General features: G+C 69.2%; 16 protein-coding genes and 1 tRNA gene. 9 read left to right on the top strand and 8 right to left on the bottom strand.

Annotation, left to right across the window (positions count from 1 at the left end):
* Positions 1-50: 50 nt before the first annotated feature.
* A tRNA-Leu gene (locus NF20_RS08220) sits at positions 51-127 on the bottom strand.
* 94 nt (positions 128-221) lie between these two features.
* On the opposite strand from NF20_RS08220, the gene NF20_RS08215 reads away from it, so the two are divergent.
* Complete coding sequence (locus NF20_RS08215; protein WP_031348925.1) at positions 222-836, top strand: ANTAR domain-containing response regulator; 615 nt, start codon at positions 222-224, stop codon at positions 834-836.
* A 130-nt stretch (positions 837-966) separates the two neighbouring features.
* On the opposite strand, the gene NF20_RS08210 is transcribed toward NF20_RS08215, so the two are convergent.
* Positions 967-2181, bottom strand: coding sequence for a lipid-transfer protein (locus NF20_RS08210; RefSeq protein WP_033711527.1), 1215 nt, complete (start codon positions 2179-2181; stop codon positions 967-969).
* Complete coding sequence (locus NF20_RS08205; protein WP_003876233.1) at positions 2178-2618, bottom strand: Zn-ribbon domain-containing OB-fold protein; 441 nt, start codon at positions 2616-2618, stop codon at positions 2178-2180. Before NF20_RS08205 ends, NF20_RS08210 begins: the two co-directional genes overlap by 4 nt.
* A 188-nt stretch (positions 2619-2806) precedes the next feature.
* Here NF20_RS08205 and polA point away from each other — a divergent pair, with 188 nt between their 5' ends.
* The 5 genes from polA (at position 2807) to coaE (ending at position 10435) form a co-directional block, all read left to right on the top strand.
* Positions 2807-5467: a DNA polymerase I gene (polA, locus tag NF20_RS08200; protein WP_162291300.1), complete on the top strand. Its 2661-nt coding sequence runs from the start codon at positions 2807-2809 to the stop codon at positions 5465-5467.
* 12 nt (positions 5468-5479) lie between these two features.
* Positions 5480-6109, top strand: coding sequence for a TetR family transcriptional regulator (locus NF20_RS08195; RefSeq protein ID WP_019732270.1), 630 nt, complete (start codon positions 5480-5482; stop codon positions 6107-6109).
* Between the two features lie 17 nt (positions 6110-6126).
* On the top strand, positions 6127-7653 hold the full coding sequence (locus NF20_RS08190; protein ID WP_019732269.1) for a carotenoid oxygenase family protein: 1527 nt from the start codon (positions 6127-6129) through the stop codon (positions 7651-7653).
* Positions 7654-7756: 103 nt separating this feature from the next.
* Complete coding sequence (gene rpsA / locus NF20_RS08185) at positions 7757-9199, top strand: 30S ribosomal protein S1 (RefSeq protein WP_003876237.1); 1443 nt, start codon at positions 7757-7759, stop codon at positions 9197-9199.
* 12 nt (positions 9200-9211) lie between these two features.
* On the top strand, positions 9212-10435 hold the full coding sequence (coaE, locus tag NF20_RS08180; RefSeq protein WP_033711493.1) for a dephospho-CoA kinase: 1224 nt from the start codon (positions 9212-9214) through the stop codon (positions 10433-10435).
* A 10-nt stretch (positions 10436-10445) separates the two neighbouring features.
* Here coaE and NF20_RS08175 read toward each other — a convergent pair whose 3' ends face one another.
* From NF20_RS08175 to NF20_RS08155, 5 genes are all read right to left on the bottom strand, one after another.
* Positions 10446-10859, bottom strand: a complete 414-nt coding sequence (locus tag NF20_RS08175) for a hypothetical protein (RefSeq protein ID WP_003876239.1) — start codon at positions 10857-10859, stop codon at positions 10446-10448.
* 9 nt (positions 10860-10868) lie between these two features.
* Positions 10869-11657: an Fpg/Nei family DNA glycosylase gene (locus tag NF20_RS08170; protein ID WP_033711494.1), complete on the bottom strand. Its 789-nt coding sequence runs from the start codon at positions 11655-11657 to the stop codon at positions 10869-10871.
* Positions 11657-12655 (bottom strand): non-homologous end-joining DNA ligase, encoded by a 999-nt coding sequence (gene ligD, locus NF20_RS08165; RefSeq protein ID WP_019732266.1) that lies wholly within the window; start codon positions 12653-12655, stop codon positions 11657-11659. The genes NF20_RS08170 and ligD overlap by 1 nt, the downstream gene beginning before the upstream one ends.
* The gene (locus NF20_RS08160; protein WP_019732265.1) at positions 12652-13116 is read right to left on the bottom strand and encodes a DUF402 domain-containing protein; all 465 of its coding nucleotides are present in this window, start codon (positions 13114-13116) and stop codon (positions 12652-12654) included. The genes ligD and NF20_RS08160 overlap by 4 nt, the downstream gene beginning before the upstream one ends.
* Before the next feature lie 97 nt (positions 13117-13213).
* The gene (locus NF20_RS08155; protein ID WP_179299272.1) at positions 13214-15814 is read right to left on the bottom strand and encodes an ATP-binding cassette domain-containing protein; all 2601 of its coding nucleotides are present in this window, start codon (positions 15812-15814) and stop codon (positions 13214-13216) included.
* 225 nt (positions 15815-16039) lie between these two features.
* On the opposite strand from NF20_RS08155, the gene NF20_RS08150 reads away from it, so the two are divergent.
* The 3 genes from NF20_RS08150 (at position 16040) to NF20_RS08140 (ending at position 19734) form a co-directional block, all read left to right on the top strand.
* Positions 16040-18115: a serine/threonine-protein kinase gene (locus tag NF20_RS08150; RefSeq protein WP_033711496.1), complete on the top strand. Its 2076-nt coding sequence runs from the start codon at positions 16040-16042 to the stop codon at positions 18113-18115.
* Positions 18116-18351: 236 nt separating this feature from the next.
* On the top strand, positions 18352-18660 hold the full coding sequence (locus tag NF20_RS08145; RefSeq protein WP_033711497.1) for a hypothetical protein: 309 nt from the start codon (positions 18352-18354) through the stop codon (positions 18658-18660).
* Between the two features lie 3 nt (positions 18661-18663).
* Positions 18664-19734, top strand: a complete 1071-nt coding sequence (locus NF20_RS08140; RefSeq protein WP_033711499.1) for a hypothetical protein — start codon at positions 18664-18666, stop codon at positions 19732-19734.
* Positions 19735-19778: the final 44 nt, after the last annotated feature.

Below are 19778 nucleotides of genomic sequence, written 5' to 3'. Positions count from 1 at the left end.
TGAATGCAAATTCCGGACGCCGCGGACCGGCGGCGTGCGGCGGGTAGCGGTGGTGCCCTCGGTGAGATTCGAACTCACACTGTACGGGTTTTGAATCCGTTTCCTCTGCCAGTTGGGATACGAGGGCTTATCGGCCTACCACCTTAGAGGATTTGGTGTCCTCACCCGTCACACCGCCCCCGCGCTCGCTGGTCTGAGGCGTTCACGACACAATGTCCGTCATGACAGGCCCCACGACCGACACCGACGCTGCTGTGCCGCGCCGGGTCCTGATCGCTGAAGACGAAGCGCTCATTCGACTGGATCTCGCCGAGATGCTCCGGGAGGAGGGGTACGAGATCGTCGGGGAGGCCGGCGACGGGCAGGAAGCCGTCGAGCTGGCCGAGCGCTATCGCCCGGACCTGGTGATCATGGACGTCAAGATGCCGCGCCGCGACGGGATCGACGCGGCCTCCGAGATCGCCAGCAAGCGCATCGCGCCGATCGTCGTGCTGACCGCGTTCAGTCAGCGCGATCTGGTGGAGCGCGCCCGCGACGCCGGGGCGATGGCCTACCTGGTCAAGCCGTTCACCATCAGCGACCTGATCCCGGCGATCGAATTGGCCGTCAGCCGGTTCAGCGAGATCGCCGAGCTGGAACGCGAGGTCGCCACGCTGTCCGAGCGGCTGGAGACCCGCAAGCTGGTGGAGCGGGCCAAGGGCCTGCTGCAGACCGAGCAGGGCATGACCGAGCCCGAGGCGTTCAAGTGGATCCAGCGTGCCGCGATGGACCGGCGGACCACGATGAAGCGGGTGGCCGAGGTGGTGCTGGAGACGCTGGGCACGCCCAAGGAGTAGCCCGCCGCCGTCGAGTGTGAATCGTTGGCGTTGAGTGTGCATCGTTGGCGACGACACGCCGAGGGGGCTCGCCCAGGCTTCACACTCGAAGCCCAGGCTTCACACTCGAAGCCCGCGCCGCCGGCAATCCCTATCGCGCGACGATCACCGACGAGCCGTGGCCGAACAGGCCCTGGTTGGCGGTGATGCCGACCGTGGCGTTCTCCACCTGCCGGCCGGTGGCCTGACCCCGCAGTTGCCAGGTCAGCTCGCAGACCTGAGCGATCGCCTGCGCGGGAATGGCCTCGCCGAAACAGGCCAGCCCGCCGGACGGGTTGACCGGCACCCGGCCGCCGAGGGTGGTGGCGCCGCTGCGCAGCAGCGCCTCGGCCTCACCCTTGGGGCACAGGCCCAGGTGCTCGTACCAGTCGAGCTCCAGCGCGGTGGACAGGTCGTACACCTCGGCCAGGCACAGGTCCTCGGGCGCGACACCGGCCTCGGCGTAGGCCGCGTCGATGATCTGGTCCTTGAACACCCGATCCGGCGCGGGCACCGCGGCCGTGGAATCCGTTGCGATATCCGGTAATTCGGGCAGATGCTGGGGGTAGCGCGGAGTCACCGTGCTGACCGCGCGCACCGACGGCACACCGGCCAGCGAGCCGAGGTGTTCGCGGGCGAACTTCGCGCTGGCCACGACCAGCGCGGCCGCGCCGTCGGAGGTGGCGCAGATGTCCAGCAGCCGCAGCGGGTCGGCCACCACCGCACTGGCCAGCACGTCCTCGACGGACACCTCCTTGCGGTAGCGGGCATTCGGGTTCTGCAGGCCGTGGCGCGAGTTCTTCACCTTCACCTGGGCGAAGTCCTCGAGTGTGGCGCCGTAGAGGTCCATCCGCCGCCGCGCCAGCAGCGCGAAGTACACGGGGTTGGTAGCGCCGATCAGGTGGAACCGCTGCCAGTCGGGATCGTTCTTGCGCTCACCGCCGACCGGGGCGAAGAAGCCCTTGGGCGTGGTGTCGGCGCCGATCACCAGGGCCACATCGCAGAAGCCCGCGAGGATTTGTGCCCGGGCGCTCTGCAGCGCCTGCGACCCGCTGGCGCACGCGGCGTAGCTGGAGCTGACCGGCACGCCGTTCCATCCCAGCTTCTGGGCGAACGTCGCGCCCGCGACGAATCCCGGGTAGCCGTTGCGGATGGTATCGGCGCCGGCCACCAACTGGATCTGACGCCAGTCCAGGCCGGCTTCGGCCAGAGCCGCGCGCGCCGCCGCCACGCCGTATTCGGTGAAATCGTTGCCCCACTTGCCCCAGGGGTGCATGCCCGCCCCGAGGATGTAGAGCGGTTCGGGCGGGGTGCTCGGGGTTGTCATGCGCGCCTCCACGCGTGCACCATGCGCTGCACGCCGTCGTCGTCGGTGTACAGCGGCATCGTGGTCAGCTCCATCTCCATGCCGACCTTCAGGTCGGCGGCCAGCGTGCCCTCGACCACCTTGCCCAGCACGATCAGACCCTCCTTCGCCAACTCCACGGCGGCGACGGCGAACGGCTCGAACGGGTCCGGGGACGGGTAGGGCGGGGGCGGGGCATAGCGGTTCTCGGTGTAGCTCCACAGCGTTCCCCGCCTGGACAGCGGAGTCGATTCCAGCGCGTCGCCGTCGCAACCCGGATTGGGGCAGTTGTTCTCCCGGGGCGGGAAGACGTAGGTGCCGCACTGGGGGCATTTGCTGCCGATCAGGTGCGGGGCGCCGGCCTCGTCGGTGGCGAACCATCCCTCGACCGCCGGTTGTTGTCGGATGACTTCGGGCACCGGGTCAGCGTACCCAGCGGCAGCACAAAACTGAAACGTGTTGCAGTTCTGCCGGCGGCGCGGTCGCGGGGCGGAACTCGTCGTAGCGGGTGCCTAAAGTGAGAGCCGTGCCCGCCACGAAAGCCGCGACGAAAACCGCCACCAAAACCGCCGCCGGGGCCGGCGAGGAACAAAACCGGCCGACACTGATGCTGCTGGACGGCAACTCGCTGGCGTTCCGGGCGTTCTATGCGCTGCCCGCCGAGAACTTCAAGACCCGCGGCGGGCTGACCACCAACGCGGTCTACGGCTTCACCGCGATGCTGATCAACCTGCTGCGCGACGAGGCCCCGACCCACATCGCCGCGGCCTTCGACGTGTCCCGGCAGACCTTTCGCTCCGATCGCTACCCGGAATACAAGGCCAACCGCTCGGCGTCCCCAGACGAGTTCCACGGCCAGATCGACATCACCAAGGAAGTCCTGGCGGCGCTGGGCATCACGGTGCTCGCCGAGCCGGGATTCGAGGCCGACGACCTGATCGCCACCCTGGCCACCCAGGCCGAGAACGAGGGCTACCGGGTGCTGGTGGTCACCGGGGACCGCGACTCGCTGCAGTTGGTCAGCGACAACGTGACGGTGCTCTACCCGCGCAAGGGCGTCAGCGAGCTGACCCGCTTCACCCCCGAGGCGGTCGTCGAAAAATACGGGCTGACCCCCCAGCAGTACCCCGACTTCGCCGCCCTGCGCGGCGACCCCAGCGACAACCTGCCCGGCATTCCCGGTGTGGGGGAGAAGACCGCCTCCAAGTGGATCGCCGAATACGGGTCGCTGCAGGCGCTGGTCGACAACGTCGACTCGGTACGCGGCAAGGTCGGCGACGCGCTGCGCGAACACCTGGCCAGCGTGATCCGCAACCGCGAGCTGACCGATCTGATCAAGGACGTGCCGCTGGCCCAGACGCCCGACACGCTGCGGCTGCAGCCCTGGGACCGCGACCAGATCCACCGGCTCTTCGACGACCTGGAGTTCCGGGTGCTGCGCGACCGGCTGTTTGAAACCCTGGCCGCGGTGGAGCCTGAGGTCGACGAGGGTTTCGACGTGCGCGGCGGCGCGCTGGAAGCCGGCGAACTGGCGGTGTGGTTGGCCGAGCACAGCTCCGGCAAGCGCTTCGGGCTGGCCGTCGCCGGCACCCACCTGGCCTACGACGCCGACTGCACCGCGCTGGCCATCGTCTCCGCCGACGGCGAGGGCCGCTACATCGACACCTCGGCGCTGGATCCCGACGACGAAGCCGCGCTGGCGTCCTGGCTGGCCGACCCCGGTCCGCCCAAGGCGCTGCACGAGGCCAAGCTGGCGATGCACGACCTGGCCGGGCGGGGCTGGACGCTGGCCGGCGTCACCTCCGACACCGCGCTGGCCGCCTACCTGGTGCGGCCCGGTCAGCGCAGCTTCTCCCTCGACGATCTGGCGCTGCGCTATCTGCGCCGCGAGCTGCGCGCGGAAAACCCTCAGCAGCAACAGCTTTCGCTGCTGGATGACACCGACGGCACCGACGACCAGGCGGTGCAGACGCTGATCCTGCGGGCGGTGGCGGTGCTGGATCTGGCCGACGCGCTCGACGAGGAACTGGCCCGCATCAACTCCACCTCGCTGTTGAGCGGCATGGAGCTGCCGGTGCAGCGGGTGCTCGCCGGAATGGAAAACGCCGGTATCGCAGTCGATTTGGACTTGCTCAGCGAGTTGCAGAGCGATTTCGCCCACCAGATCCGCGACGCGGCCGAGGCGGCGTACGCGGTGATCGGCAAGCAGATCAACCTCGGCTCGCCAAAACAGTTGCAGGCGGTGCTCTTCGACGAGCTTCAGATGCCGAAGACCAAACGCACCAAGACCGGCTACACCACCGACGCGGATGCCCTGCAGTCGCTGTTCGACAAGACCGGCCACCCGTTCCTGCAGCACCTTTTGGCCCACCGGGACGCCACCCGGCTCAAGGTCACCGTCGACGGGCTGCTCAACTCGGTGGCCTCCGACGGGCGCATCCACACCACTTTCAACCAAACCATCGCGGCGACGGGCCGATTGTCGTCGACCGAGCCGAACCTGCAGAACATTCCGATCCGCACCGAGGCGGGCCGGCGGATCCGCGACGCGTTCGTGGTCGGCGACGGTTATGCCGAGCTGATGACCGCCGACTACAGCCAGATCGAGATGCGGATCATGGCCCACCTGTCCCAGGACGCCGGGCTGATCGAAGCCTTCAACACGGGGGAGGACCTGCACTCGTTCGTGGCCTCCCGCGCCTTCGGGGTGCCCATCGAGGAGGTCACCGGCGAGCTGCGCCGCCGGGTCAAGGCCATGTCCTACGGGCTGGCCTACGGGCTGAGCGCCTACGGGCTGTCGCAACAGCTCAAGATCTCCACCGAGGAGGCCAAGGAGCAGATGGACGCCTACTTCGCCCGGTTCGGCGGGGTGCGCGACTACCTGCACGCCGTCGTCGAACAGGCCCGCAAGGACGGCTACACCTCGACGGTGCTGGGCCGCCGCCGGTACCTGCCCGAGCTCGACAGCAGCAACCGGCAGGTACGCGAAGCCGCCGAGCGGGCGGCGCTGAATGCGCCCATCCAGGGCAGCGCCGCCGACATCATCAAGGTGGCCATGATCGAGGTCGACAAGGCGATCAAGGAGGCGGGCCTGCGGTCGCGGATCCTGTTGCAGGTGCACGACGAGCTGCTCTTCGAGGTCGCGGCCGGCGAGCGGGAGCAGCTGGAAGCGCTGGCCCGCGACAAGATGGGCGGCGCCTACCCGCTCGACGTCCCGCTGGAGGTGTCCGTGGGCTACGGCCGCAGCTGGGACGCTGCGGCGCACTGAGGACCACCGCCCATGCCTGCGGCGAGACGCCGTCGCGGTCGCCCGGCCGGTTCCCGGGTCGATCCCGACGAGCGGCGCACCGCGCTTCTCGACGCCGCCGAGCGGGCCATCCGGGCCAAGGGCCCGTCCGCCGGGCTGGTCGACATCGCCGGTGAGGCGGGCTTCGTCCGGTCGGCGGTCTACGCGATGTACCCCGGGCGGGACGCGCTGCTGGCCGAGCTGAGCCGGCGAACCGCGCAGCGGCTGCTCGGCGAAATCACCACGCGCGCAGCGGGTTCCACCGATCTACGGCAGCGGATGGCGCTGTTCTTCGACGTGATCAGCGCGTGGATGCAGGCCGAGCCCGACCTGTACCGGGCGCTGACCGGCGACCCGTCCACCAGCGTCTTCGAACAGCTGGCCGGGGCGGTCGAACAGATGCTGACGACCTCCTCGGGGTCGGAGCAGGCCCGCCGGGCGGCCGCGCCGTGGTCGCGGGCCATCGTCGGGTCGGCGGTGTCGGCCGCCGAATGGTGGTGCCGCGCCGGCACCATGCCCCGCGCCGAGCTCGTCGAACACCTGACCGCGCTGTGCTGGGACGGCGGCGCGGCGCTGCCGTTCAACGCCGACGACATCAGAACCATTGACAGCGGACCCCATTAATAAACACACTGTCTTTTATGGTTCTGGCAGACGTGCAAGCGCCGTCGCGCTACTGGGAAAACATCGCCGGCGAAACCGACCTCGACGTCACCGACATCACCGGCACCTTGCCCGACGGCCTCGTCGGCACCCTGTACCGCAACGGCTCGGGCCGCTGGACGGTGGGATCGACGCAAGTCGAGAGCATTTTCGACGCCGACGGGATGGTCAGCGCGTTCGTGCTCGACGGGTCCGGGGTGCGGTTCCGCAACCGGTTCGTGCGCACCCGCCACTACCTGAGGTCGACCGCTGCGGGGCGGCTGGTCGACCGCGGGTTCGCCTACCAGCGACCCGGCGGCCCGCCGGCCAATGCGCTGCGGCTGCCGGCCAACACCGCCAACACCAGCGTCATGGTCAACCGCAACCAGCTGCTGGCGCTGTGGGAGGGCGGGCCACCGCACGAACTCGACCTCGACACGCTGGACACCATCGGGCCGTGCAACCTGGGCGGGGCGCTGCGGGGTCCGGTGCGCGCCTATTCGGCGCACTACCGCTACGACCCGATGACCAACACCAAGGTCAACTTCGGCTTCGACCCGTACGTCCCGCGCATCGACCCCGGCCATGCGCTGCGCGGTCCCCGGCGGCTGCGGCGGCTGCGGGAGCTGGCCGCCGAGGCGGTGCCCCGGGTGCGGCTGCGCCTGTATGAGACCGGCGCCGACGGGGTGACGCGATACCTGCGCGCGGTGCCGTTGCCGGGCATGGGCGTGGTGCACGACATGGCGTTGACCACGCGCTACGCCGTCTTCGTGCTGTCCCCGCTGCGGATCAACCCGTGGGCGTTGACCGGCCGCCAATCTTATTGGGAATCCATACGTTTCAAGCCGGACGCGCCGTCGTATTTCGTGCTCGCCCCACGCGACGGCGGGGCAGTCCGGGTGGTCGAGACCGACCCGTTCTATCACTGGCATTTCACCAACGCCTACGACGACGGCGACGACGTCGTCGTCGAACTGCCGCGGTTCGCGCCGCAGACCTACGCCGGCATGAAGAACTACACCGCGCACATCCGCTCGGACATCGCGCAGGTCGACGACTACGGAGCCATCGAGGACGCCGTGGTGCTCACCCGGTTCCGGATCGCGGCGTCGGGCCGGGTGACTCGCGAGCCACTGGCCGATTTCGGCTGCGAATTCCCCCAGATCGACCCCCGCCGCGGCACCATGCGCCACCACGTCTCCTACCTGACCGTCCAGGACCCGGCCAGGTTCCCCGGACAAGGGATAGCCCGCGTCGACCACCGCACCGGCGAGGCGCAAACGTACTGCCCACCCGGGCAGGTGTTGGTGGAGCCGATCTTCGTGCCGCGGCCCGGCGGCACCGCCGAGGACGACGGGTGGCTGCTCACCGTCGGCTATGACGAATCGCGGCATCGCAGCAGGTTGATGGTGGTGGACGCGGCGCACGTGGCCGACGGGCCGGTCGCGGAGGCGTGGCTGCCGTTTCATGTCCCGATGAGCTATCACGGCACCTTCACCACCCGGGTGGCGCAGCGGACCGGGTGACGCGGCGGGTCCGGGTTTGGCCAGCTTGCGCACAGTCGAGTAGCCTCGACAGGTAAATCCCAATTGTCCCTACGACCAAACCTGTCCGGAGCAACCCAACAACATGCCGAGTCCCGCCGTCACCTCGCCCCAAGTAGCCGTCAACGACATTGGCTCCAGCGAGGACTTTCTCGCCGCAATCGACAAAACGATCAAGTACTTCAACGATGGCGACATCGTCGAGGGCACGATCGTCAAAGTGGACCGGGACGAGGTGCTCCTCGACATCGGCTACAAGACCGAAGGGGTCATCCCCGCCCGCGAGCTCTCCATCAAGCACGACGTCGACCCCAACGAGGTCGTTTCCGTGGGAGACGAGGTGGAAGCCCTGGTCCTCACCAAGGAGGACAAAGAGGGCCGCCTGATCCTGTCCAAGAAGCGCGCTCAGTACGAGCGCGCCTGGGGCACCATCGAGGCGCTCAAGGAGAAGGACGAGGCCGTCAAGGGCACCGTCATCGAGGTGGTCAAGGGTGGCCTGATCCTCGACATCGGCCTGCGCGGCTTCCTGCCCGCCTCGCTGGTCGAGATGCGCCGGGTCCGCGATCTGCAGCCCTACATCGGCAAGGAGATCGAGGCCAAGATCATCGAGCTGGACAAGAACCGCAACAACGTGGTGCTGAGCCGCCGCGCCTGGCTGGAGCAGACCCAGTCCGAGGTGCGCAGCGAGTTCCTCAACCAGCTGCAGAAGGGCGCCATCCGCAAGGGTGTGGTCTCCTCCATCGTCAACTTCGGCGCATTCGTCGACCTGGGCGGTGTGGACGGCCTGGTGCACGTCTCCGAGCTCTCCTGGAAGCACATCGACCACCCGTCCGAGGTGGTGCAGGTGGGCGACGAGGTCACCGTCGAGGTGCTCGACGTCGACATGGACCGCGAGCGGGTTTCGTTGTCGCTCAAGGCAACTCAGGAAGACCCGTGGCGCCACTTCGCCCGCACCCACGCCATCGGCCAGATCGTGCCCGGCAAGGTCACCAAGCTGGTTCCGTTCGGCGCGTTCGTGCGCGTCGAGGAGGGCATCGAGGGTCTGGTGCACATCTCCGAGCTGGCCGAGCGCCACGTCGAGGTGCCCGACCAGGTGGTCGCGGTCGGCGACGACGCGATGGTCAAGGTCATCGACATCGACCTGGAGCGGCGCCGGATCTCGTTGAGCCTCAAGCAGGCCAACGAGGACTACACCGAGGAGTTCGACCCCGCCAAGTACGGCATGGCCGACTCCTACGACGAGCAGGGCAACTACATCTTCCCCGAGGGATTCGACCCCGAAACCAACGAATGGCTCGAGGGATTCGAGAAGCAGCGCGCCGAGTGGGAGGCCCGCTACGCCGAGGCCGAGCGCCGGCACAAGATGCACACCGCGCAGATGGAGAAGTTCGCCGCGGCCGAGGCGGCCGGGCACGCCGGCGGCGAGCAGTCGCCCGGCAACGGCGCACCGGCGGAGAAGGCGGGCGGTTCGCTGGCCAGCGACGCCCAACTGGCCGCGCTGCGGGAAAAGCTCGCCGGCAACGCCTGATTCAGCTCGCTGATGCTGCGCATCGGGTTGACCGGCGGCATCGGCGCCGGCAAGTCGGCGCTGTCCTCCGCGTTCGCGCAGTGCGGTGCGATCATCGTCGACGGTGACGTCATCGCCCGTGAGGTGGTCCGGCCCGGTACCGAGGGCCTGGCGGCGCTGGTCGAGGCGTTCGGACGCGACATCCTGCTCGCGGACGGATCGCTGGACCGGCCGGCGTTGGCGGCCAAGGCTTTCGCCGACGACGCCGCTCGTCAGACGCTCAACGGGATCGTGCATCCGCTGGTGGGTGCGCGCCGCGCCGAGATAATCGCGTCGGTGCCCGCGGATTCCGTTGTGGTCGAGGACATTCCGCTGCTGGTGGAATCCGGTATGGCGCCGCTGTTCCCGCTCGTCGTCATCGTGTACGCCGATGTCGAGGTGCGGCTGCGGCGGCTGGTCGAGCAGCGCGGCATGGCCGAAGCCGACGCCCGCGCCCGGATCGCCGCTCAGGCCAGCGACGAGCAGCGCCGCGCCGTCGCCGACATCTGGCTGGACAACTCGGGCAGCCCGGCGGAGTTGGTGCAACGGGCCCAGCAGGTGTGGAACGAGCGCATCGTGCCGTTCACCCACAACCTGAGCACGCGTCAGATCGCCCGGGCGCCGGTGCGGTTGGTGCCGCCCGATCCCGAGTGGCCGGCCCAGGCGCAGCGAATCGTCAACCGGCTCAAGACCGCATCCGGCCATCGGGCGCTGCGCGTCGACCACGTCGGCTCCACGGCGTTGCCCGGGGATTCGGATTTCGCGGCCAAGGACGTCATCGACATCCAGATCACCGTGGAATCCCTGGCCGCCGCCGACGAACTCGTCGAACCGTTGCTGGCCGCCGGATACCCTCGCCTCGAACACATCACCGCCGACGTCGCCAAGCCCGACGCCCGCAGCACCGTCGAGCGCTACGATCACACCGACGATCCGGCCTTGTGGCACAAGCGGATTCACGCCTCGGCGGACCCGGGCCGGCCCACCAACGTGCACATCCGGGTGGACGGCTGGCCCGGCCAGCAGTTCGCCCTGCTGTTCGTGGACTGGTTGACCGCCGACCCCGATGCTCGGGCCGACTATCTGGCCGTCAAGCGCAGCGCCGAACAGCGGGCCGACGGTGACATCGACGCCTACGTCGCCGTCAAGGAGCCGTGGTTTCGCGACGCCTACCGGCGGGCCTGGGATTGGGCCGACTCGACGGGCTGGAAACCCTAGCCGCGGGGCCTCAGGGCAGCGGTGCGCCGCATTGCAGGGCCCCGTTCATGGGGTCGGTGTTGCCCGGCGCCGGCCTGACCATCTGATCGGTCTGCACGAAAACGTCGTCGTCCACGTCGATTTCGCAGTGCACGTTCGCCGCGTAGGGGAAGTGCAGCACGATGCGCATCCCGGCCTGCTGCGGGTCGGGCAGCACCGTGTCGGCCTCGAAGGCGTTGCCGGGCATCGAACTCAGCGCGGCGGTGTTGGTCTGGCCGCCGTTGGTCACAAAGGTGGCCTGACTGCCGGTGGTGACGGCGTCGATCCTGGCCCGGTAGGTGATGTTGTGCAGATCCGCCCGTGCCGGTGCCGGACTTAGCTGGGAGCCGGCCGCGATGATGATCAGGGCGGCGATCGGCATCAACCTGTGGTTGCTGGCGCTCATGCGCCGAGATTACCCGGGCTGACAGCGCGGGCACCACAGGGTGGTCCGGCCGCCCACCCGGGCGTGGTCCAGGCGGCCGCCGCAGCGGGGGCAGTGCGGGTCGGGCGCGTCGCGGGCGCCGGTGAGCCAGCGCGGCAGGCCCGGCACCCGGCCATGCCGCACCGCGGTGCGCAGCACCTGCGTCATCGCGCGGTGCAGCGCCTTCACCTCGTCGTCGTCCAGGTCCGCGACCGCGCGGGTGGGGCGGATCCGGGCCCGCCAGCAGATCTCGTCGACCAGCAGGTTGCCCAGCCCGGCGAGCACCGACTGGTCCATCAGCGCGGATTTGAGCTGCCGCCTTAGGGCCGAGCGCGCCGTCAGCGCGTCGCGGAAATCGCGCAGGCCAAGACCCAGCGCGTCGGGGCCTTGCCGGCCGGTGATGGGCACCAGATCGTCGGGATCGTCGGCCAGCCACACTCCCCGCAATTTGCGAAGATCGGTGTAGCGCAGTTCGCCCTGGTCCAGCGACACCACGAGGCGCTGGTAGCGGTCCTCGGCGGCACCGTCGGCGCAATAGTAGGGGCGGCCGGTCATTCCGCTGTGGATCAGCAGCGTCGGGCCGTCGGTGGGCAGTACCAGCCACTTGCCGTGTCGTCGCGGGCCGGCGAACCGCCCCCCGGTCAGCCGGCGGGCCAGCGTCGTCGCGGTGGTGTTGCGCAGGATCCCGGGATCGTGCACCTTCACCCGCCGGACGCGTCGCCCCGGCAACGCGTCGGCCAGTTGCCGCCGGAATCCCTCCACGTCGGGCAGTTCCGGCATCAGCGCGTCTCCCGGATCACCTCGGTGGGATCCTTGTCGGTGCGGATGCCGAGATAGCGGGGGTGACGTAGCTTTCCGTCGCGGGTCCACTCGGTGAACCCGATCTGGACCACCAGCTCCGGGCGCACCCAGTGCGCGCCGGCCTCGGGCACCAAACTCCGGGTGAACGGCGTTGTGTCGCAAGCGATCCCGGACAGCAGCTGGTGCAAGCGGTGTAGCGTCGCCTCGTCGAAACCGGTGCCCACCTTGCCGGCGTAGTGCAACTGGTCCCCCTGGTAATAGCCCAGCAGCAGGGCGCCCAACTCGAGCCGCTTGCCCTTGGGGCTGGTGTAGCCGCCGACCACGAATTCCTGGTCGCGCACGCATTTGAACTTCAACCAGTTCTCCGAGCGGCGGCCGTCATAGGCCGATTCGGCCCGCTTGGCGATCACACCCTCGTCACCACGACCGCACGCCGCCCGGTACGCGGCCATCCCGTCCCCGACCCGGTGCGGTGCATAGCGCAGCGGATCGGTGAAGTCGATTGCCTTGCGCAGCAATCTCTTACGCCAGATCAGCGGCACCGCGACGGTCGACTTGCCGTCGAGATGCAGCAGGTCGAACACGTAGTAGTAGATACGCACCGGCGATGCCCGGGCCACGTCGGGGTCGGTGATGCCCAGCCGGCCCTGCAGCCGGGCGAAGCTGGTGCGGCGGCCCTCGAACGCCACCACCTCGCCGTCCAGCACGAAGCGCGTCTCGCGCTGCGCGGCCAGCGCCTCCACCAATTCCGGGTAGGTCCCGTTGAGCGGCTTGCGGTTTCGCGACAGCAGCCGGACCCGGTCGCCGTCGCGGAAGGCCAGGCAGCGCATGCCGTCGAACTTGCGCTCGAAGATCCAGTGCGGGTCGGAGAATCGCTTCTCGGTGAGGGTGGCCAGCGTGGGCGAGCACCACTGGGGCACGGGCTCGTCTCGCAGCGCGGCACGCACGGAATCGGGCAGCGCGGCGAAGTCGGTCACGGCGCCGGCCCCGGCGCCGCGGCGCGTCCCCGCCAGGTCAGTTCCATGCCGATCTCGCTCAGCCACCGGGTCAGGTCATAGCCGTTGCGGGCCAGCCCGTCGACGGCGGCCACCGCGCGTTGGATCGCCCGTTCGATGACCTCCGGGGTGAGCAGGCCGTGCCGGAGGGCATCGAGCAACTCGTCGACATCGGTCAGCTCGGCGCGGATGCCGGTGCGGACCTCGATGTCCAGGTAGTGGTCCTCCGAACGCCACACCGTGGGCCCGGGCAGGTAGTCGCCCACGTCCAGGTAGTAGTCGTGATCGCGTTCGTGCCCGGGATTGAAGTGAAAAACCGTGGCGCGCAAGCCCAACGACGGCAGCAGCCACGACTCGAGGTAATGGAACTGGACGCGGCCGGGGGTGGGGCGGGCAAGGTACAGGCCCCACGGCCGCACCGCATACTCGTCGACGGTCCGCACGATGCCCTTCGGATCGGTGTTGGTGCGGGCCCGCAGGTCGAACGTCTCATGCTTGGGAGGGTGGATGATGTCACCCTACCGGCCGTTCACCCATTCCTCACCGGCGCAACCGGATCTTCCACCGCACGAAGACGGCGTAACACAGCGCGAGCGCGGCCAGCATGCCCATGTCGAGCAGCCAGGTCCCCGGCGTGTGCAGCCAGAACCGATCCTGCGACAGCAGCGAATCGGGCACCAGATGGCGCAGGTCCACCGTGGCCGACGCCGCGGCGTAGCCCCAGCGCGCCGGCATCGCCCACGACAACTGGTTCAGGCCCAGCCGGCCGGTCACCGGCACCATGCCGCCGCACAGCACCAGCTGCGCCATCACGGTGACGACGAACAGCGGCATGATCTGCTCGCTGGAGCGGACCAGCGACGAGATGGCCAGGCCCAGAACGGCCGAGGCGACACACGTCGCCGCGACCGTGGCGAACAGTTCGGCGACGGCGCCGGCGGTGGAATGGCCGAACAGCACCGCGCCGCGCGTCGGGGCGCCCTTGCCGATCACCACGATCGCCGTCACGATCGCCGACTGCAGCACGGCGAAGCCGCAGAACACCGCGGTCTTGGCGAGCAGGTAGGCGGTGGTCGACAGGCCCACCGCCTGCTCGCGCTGGAAGATGGCGCGTTCGCCGACCAGATCGCGAATCGTCAACGCGGTTCCCATGAATGCCGCGGCCGGCAGCAGCAGGGCCAGGATCTGCGCGGCCTCGTCGGGTGTCCCGGCCGCGGGCGCCGGAACGCGAAATCCGTTGTGGCCCGGCACGGTCAATGACAGCGAACCCAGGATGAACGGCAGCAGCGCCAGGAAGACGAAGTAGGCGCGGTCGGCCACCACCAGCCGGACCTGCCGGCGCGCGATCGTCGAAATCTGGTGCCGCAGACTGGTATGCACCGGCTCGCCCAGATCTTCGGGCTCGTCGGCGCGGTCGGATTTATGGGACCGTTGCTGGGCCTCGCGCTGTTCCCGGAAGCGGCGGTTGGCCTCCTCGGGATCGGCGCCGACCTGAGTGAAGATCTTGGCCCAGTTGGTAGTTCCCATCGCCGGGCCGATTCGGTCGGGGGCGCCGCAGTAGGCCGTCTTGCCGCCCGGAGCCATCAGCAGCACCTGGTCGCACACGTCCAGGTAGGACAGCGAGTGGGTGACCACCAGCACCACCCGGCCGGCGTCGGCCAACTGGCGCAGCATCGTCATGACTTGAAGGTCCAGCGCGGGATCCAGGCCCGAGGTCGGTTCGTCGAGGATCAGCAGCGACGGCCCGGTCAGCAGTTCGAGGGCCACCGAGGCGCGTTTGCGCTGCCCACCGGACAGTTTGTCGACGCGGGTGTCGGCGTGCTTGGTCAGGTCGAGTTCCTCGAGGACCTGAGCGACCACCCGGGCGCGGTCGGCCTTGCCGGTGTCGGGCGGCAGCCGCAGTTCGGCGGCGTAGCCGAGCGCCTGGTTGACGGTCAGCTGGCGATGCACCACGTCGTCCTGCGGCACCATGCCGATCCGGCTGCGCAGGGAGGCGTACTCGTCGTGAATGTTGTGCCCCTCGAACGTCACCGAGCCCGAACTCGGCGTCGTGTAGCCGGCGATGAGCCGGGCCAGGGTGCTCTTTCCGGCGCCCGACCCGCCGATCACCGCGGTCAGCGTTCCCGGCCGCGCGGTCAGCGAGATGTCGTCGAGCAGCTGCTTGCCGTCGTCGACGACGTAGGTGACGTTGCGCACCTCGAGACCGCCGCTGCGCGTTGCGGTTTGGCCGCGTTCGGTCAGCGTGCCGTCGCGGAACACCAGGTCGACGTTGCCGATGGTGACGACGTCGTCGTCGGACAGGATCGCCGAACCCACCCGGGTGCCGTTGACGAAGGTTCCGTTGACGCTGTTGTCGCGGATCTCGGTGCCCAGCGCCGTGGGCACCAGCGTCGCGTGGTGGCGCGACGCCAGGACGTCGGCGACGACGATGTCGTTGTCGGCGGCACGGCCGATCGTCATGGCGCCGGCCGTGCCCGCGGCCGAGGAGGCGCGCGGGGACAGCAGTTTCACGAACCGCGTCGCCAGGTTCGACACGTCGGCCGTCTTGGCGTCGATCACGGTGAATTCCGTTGCCGGCGTGGGCGATGTCCGCGGTGGCCCGGCCGGAGCGCTCGCCGGGGCGACGCGCGATCGGGCCGGCGAGCCGGGGACGATGACGGTGCGTTCCTCCGGCGGTGTGCTCGGCGGTCGGGCCGGCCGGCGGGGCGGCACCGGGCGCCGCGGCGGGCGCGTCGGGTTGGTCTGCTCGGTGATCGCGGTCCAGGTCAGGGTCGGCGGCCCGGAGTCATGACTCGGCCGGGGCCGGGCCGGGTGGCCCGCGTGACCCTGCTGCGGCCCCAGCGCGAAGGTCAGCCGCGGGCCGTGCGGGTTTCCGACGTGGATGCTCTGGCCGTCGTGGATGTCGACGACCGGCATCCGGTAGCCGTTGAGGTAGGTGCCGTTGAGCGAGCCGTTGTCGATCGCCAGCCAGCGGCCCTGCTCGAAACGCAGGATCAGATGCGCACGCGAGATCCGCGGATCCGGGATGCGCACATCGGCCTGCACGTGGCGTCCGACGACCACCTCGTGGCCGGCTGCGAAGGATCGTTGGGACCCGTCGTGCCGAATTGTCAGGATGGGCGGGGCGGGTCGAGTCACCACTCAAGTATCGGCCCGCGTCGACAGTGCCTCCATGAGTAGCGGCTGTGACTTCCCTTTGTTTCGGTTCGGTCACTCACAGCGCTTTCATAACCTGCCGAGGCGAATCGCCCACTGGCGTGCGGCATTATTCGAACGGGAGGGGTGCACGCAGACTGCGTCCGGACCAGCCGCGGGTGCGATCCGCATCACAGTGGAGGCGACCGGTGACGAGGGGGCGAGGCAGACGTGAACGAGCACAAGGGAACTACCCGGCGCATCGGGGCCGGGCGGCGACTGTTGAGCAACCCGCGACAGGCCCGCGCGGCGCTGCGCGCGGGTTTTCAGTCGCTGCCCGGCATGCCCATCGGGCAGCTGTTTCGCCGGATCCCGCCGGTCGATTCCCGTCCGCACCCGGAACCCGCAGCGGCGCAAGGGAATAGCGAGCCCGGCGGGCCGCGACTGACGATAGGCAACGGAGCGTCGTTCGCCGGGTACACCATTTTGCGGCAGCTGGGCGCCGGCGGTATGGCCGAGGTGTACCTGGCTCTGCATCCCCGGCTGCCGCGCCGCGACGTGATCAAGGTGCTCGCCGAGGCGGTGACGGTCGATCCCGAGTTTCGCGAAAGGTTCAACCGGGAGGCCGATCTGGCCGCGACGCTGTGGCATCCGCACATCGTCGGCGTGCACGACCGCGGTGAATTCAACGGCCACCTGTGGATCTCGATGGACTACGTCGAGGGCACCGACGCCTCGCGGCTGGTCAAAGAGAGCTACCCCGACGGCATGCCGTTGGACGAGGTGTCGGCCATCGTGCAGGCGGTGGCGGGCGCGCTGGACTACGCGCACGCCCGCGGCCTACTGCACCGCGATGTGAAGCCGGCCAACATCCTGCTCACCCATCCCGAAGCGGGGGAGCGGCGAATCTTGTTGGCGGACTTCGGGGTTGCGCGGCATCTGGGCGACATCAGCGGGATCACCGAAACCAACGTCGCGGTGGGGACGGTGGCGTATGCCGCGCCCGAGCAGCTGACCGGTTCGCCCATCGACGGCCGGGCAGACCAATATGCCTTGGCCGCAACGGCTTTCCATCTGCTCACCGGTGCGCCGCCCTTCCAGCACTCCAACCCGATCGCGGTGATCGGTCAGCATCTGCACGAGGACCCGCCCCGGCTCAGCGATTTCCGGCCCGAGCTGGCCGCGCTGGACGAGGTGTTCTGCCAGGCCCTGGCCAAGGCGCCCGAGGACAGGTTCGACCAGTGTCGCGCGTTCGCCGCCGCCGTCGGCCGGGAGTGCGACGGCGCCGCGGCGATCGGCCCTGATGCCCGGTCGCGCACCGTCGCGTCGCCGGCGCACCGCCGGCGCGGGCCGGGCCGTGTCATCGCCGCCGTGACGCACCGGTTCTCGCCGCAAACCCGGTGGGCCGCCGCGTTGGTGTGCGCGGTGCTCGTCGCGGTCGCGGCGACCTGGTCGGTGCTCTACTCGTTTCAGCCCGGCGCTCCGCCGGCCAACCCCGCGCTCGCGTCGAAACCGTCGCCGCCCGCCGCCGTCGCCGCGCCCATCGCGGGCGGACCGGTGCTCAACGGGACCTACAAGCTGGACTACGACCAGACCAAGCGCACCACCAATGGCATCGGGATCCGCCACGACGGAGCCGGTACCAACTGGTGGGCCTTCCGGTCGGCGTGCACCAGCAGCGGGTGTGCGGCCACCGGGACGCGGTTGGACGACACAACCCATCAAGCGGCCGGCGGTCCCGACGGGGGCCAGACGGACACGCTGCGCTTCGTGGGCGGTTACTGGCAGGGCGCGCCCGAACAGCAGCGGGTGGGCTGCACCCGGCCCGGCGGGCCGGCCGGGGCGACTCAGCAGGAAACGATCGCCTGGTCGCTGGCGCCGCAGAGCGACGGGACGCTGCGCGGCACCGAGACCGAGACGGTGCTCAGCAACGAGTGCGGCGCTCAGGGGGCGGTGGTGCGGGTGCCGGTGGTGGCCACCCGGGTCGGCGACGTGCCGCCGGGAGTGAACGTGGCCGATCCCGCTTCGGTGATCAACGCCTCGCCCACCGCGACCGCGCCGGCGCCGCCGGTGCTGGGCGGGCTGTGCAGCGATGTCGGCAAGGTCGCCTACGACCCGACCAACAACGAGCAGATCGTCTGCGAGGGCAGCAGCTGGGCCAAGGCGCCGATCACCATGGGCGTGCACGCGGCCGGCAGCTCGTGTGACCGGCCGGGCACCTCGGTGTTCGCCATGAGCACCTCCAGTGACGGCTACCTGCTGCAGTGCGATCCGGTCACCCGCACGTGGACGCGTCCCGCTGGGTAGTTGTCTTTTGGCGCCTCGACTCCGGGTGCCGTCTCCGGGCGCCTCACCTTTTGCCGCCTCGGGGTGCCGGGTCTCCGGACACCATGAGGTGAGTTTCAAACTCGCTAGCGGATGCGCTAGGGGGTTTGGGAGACACGTTGTCCTTCCGGACAGGTACGCACGTGACGCATGTGGCACGGGTGGGCCTGGCGCTGACTGACTTTCGCCGCGTCGCATTCCCAATAAAATCCCCACCTATGCAGGCAGTGCGGGTGGACCCCGCTGGATTGGCAGCGATGGCTGGTCGCTGGGCGACGGCAGTGGGCGAATTGCACGTTCCAGCGGCGCCGACGGCCTCGGGATTGCCGAGGCAGGCCAGCGTGGCCGCGGTCAACGCCGCTCATGCCGACGTCACGGCTTTCACGGCTGGGCTTGCCACCCGGGTGCAGGCGCATTCACGTCGTGTCGCCGAGGCGGGCCGGCGCTACGCCTCCAACGAGGCGGACTCGGCGGACGCGATGGCCGCGGTGGCCCGTTCGGCGGCTCATTCGACGGTCCCCGTGTAGGCCATGGCAGTGGTGGCGGGGTTCCCCGACCTCTCGCAGGTGTTGGCGTGGCCGACCCAACACCTGACCGACGCCGCCCGCCACTGGGAGGCCGTCGGCGAGCGGAGTTACTCAGTCATCCACCAAGTCTGGCGGGACGGTCTGTCCAGTGATTGGCGAGGCCGCGCGGCTGACGCGTTGCACGCTGCGACGCACGACGACGTGGGGAAGACCAGCGGGGTCGCCGACCAACTGCGGGCAGCGGCCGGAGTCGCCCGAAGCGGCGCCTGCGAGTTGGTCGCGGCCCGCTCGCGAGTCCGCTACGCCGTCGAGGACGCCACGCGGTCGGGCTTCGATGTGTACGAAGACATGTCGGTCGCAGATCGTTCGACGGGTGGTTCGGCTGCGCAGCGAGCTGCCCGGCAGGCTCAGGCGCAAGCCTTCGCCGGTGACATACGCCGGCGCGCCGCTGAATTGGTCGCCCTGGACCAGCAGGTCGCCGGCAGAGTCACCGCGGCCACGGCCGGAATCCGCGACACGTTTCCGCAAACCCCGGATTCCGATGCGCCTCAGCGCAAACCGAAATTCCAAGCGGTCGACCACCACACCTTCAAAGAAGATCCACCGCCCAACGGATCCTATCCAGTCAACGAGGTGGTGGCCGAGGCAACCGATCTCGACGGCAACCATGTCGTGCTGCGGCGGGGCTACTACAACGCTAAGACGGACAGGGGGTTCGGGTGGGACAAGGCGTACTGGAAGCACGGAATAGTCAATCCCAACGTGTTCAAAGACCTGATTTCCCACAGCCGTCCCGTGCGCCAGCCGGACGGTACGCTTCGGTATGACGTTTCGGTCGATCGCGCTCACTGCACGAGAGGTCCCCTGGGGATCGCGAGCTGCCAGGACACTGGCGAGAGTCTGACGATGAGGATCGTCGTCGATCCGCGTTCTGGGCGCGCAGATGTGTCAGATGGGGGACAGAAAGGGGTGATCACCATGTTCCCCCTCCCGGGAGGAAGTGGAGTGGTGGAGATCCGTCCGGGGTGGACTTTGACGCCGCCATGGGTGAATAACAATGTGCCCATCAACTGAACACACGGACGAGCAACGCGCATTCGCAGCCGACGTTCTGCGAA

The sequence above is a fragment of the Mycobacterium sp. MAC_080597_8934 genome, from assembly GCF_000523975.1.
GTDB classification, from domain to species: Bacteria; Actinomycetota; Actinomycetes; order Mycobacteriales; family Mycobacteriaceae; genus Mycobacterium; species Mycobacterium avium.
The sequence above is the reverse complement of the archived record's forward strand: the minus strand, read 5'-3'. Positions and strand labels throughout refer to the sequence as shown.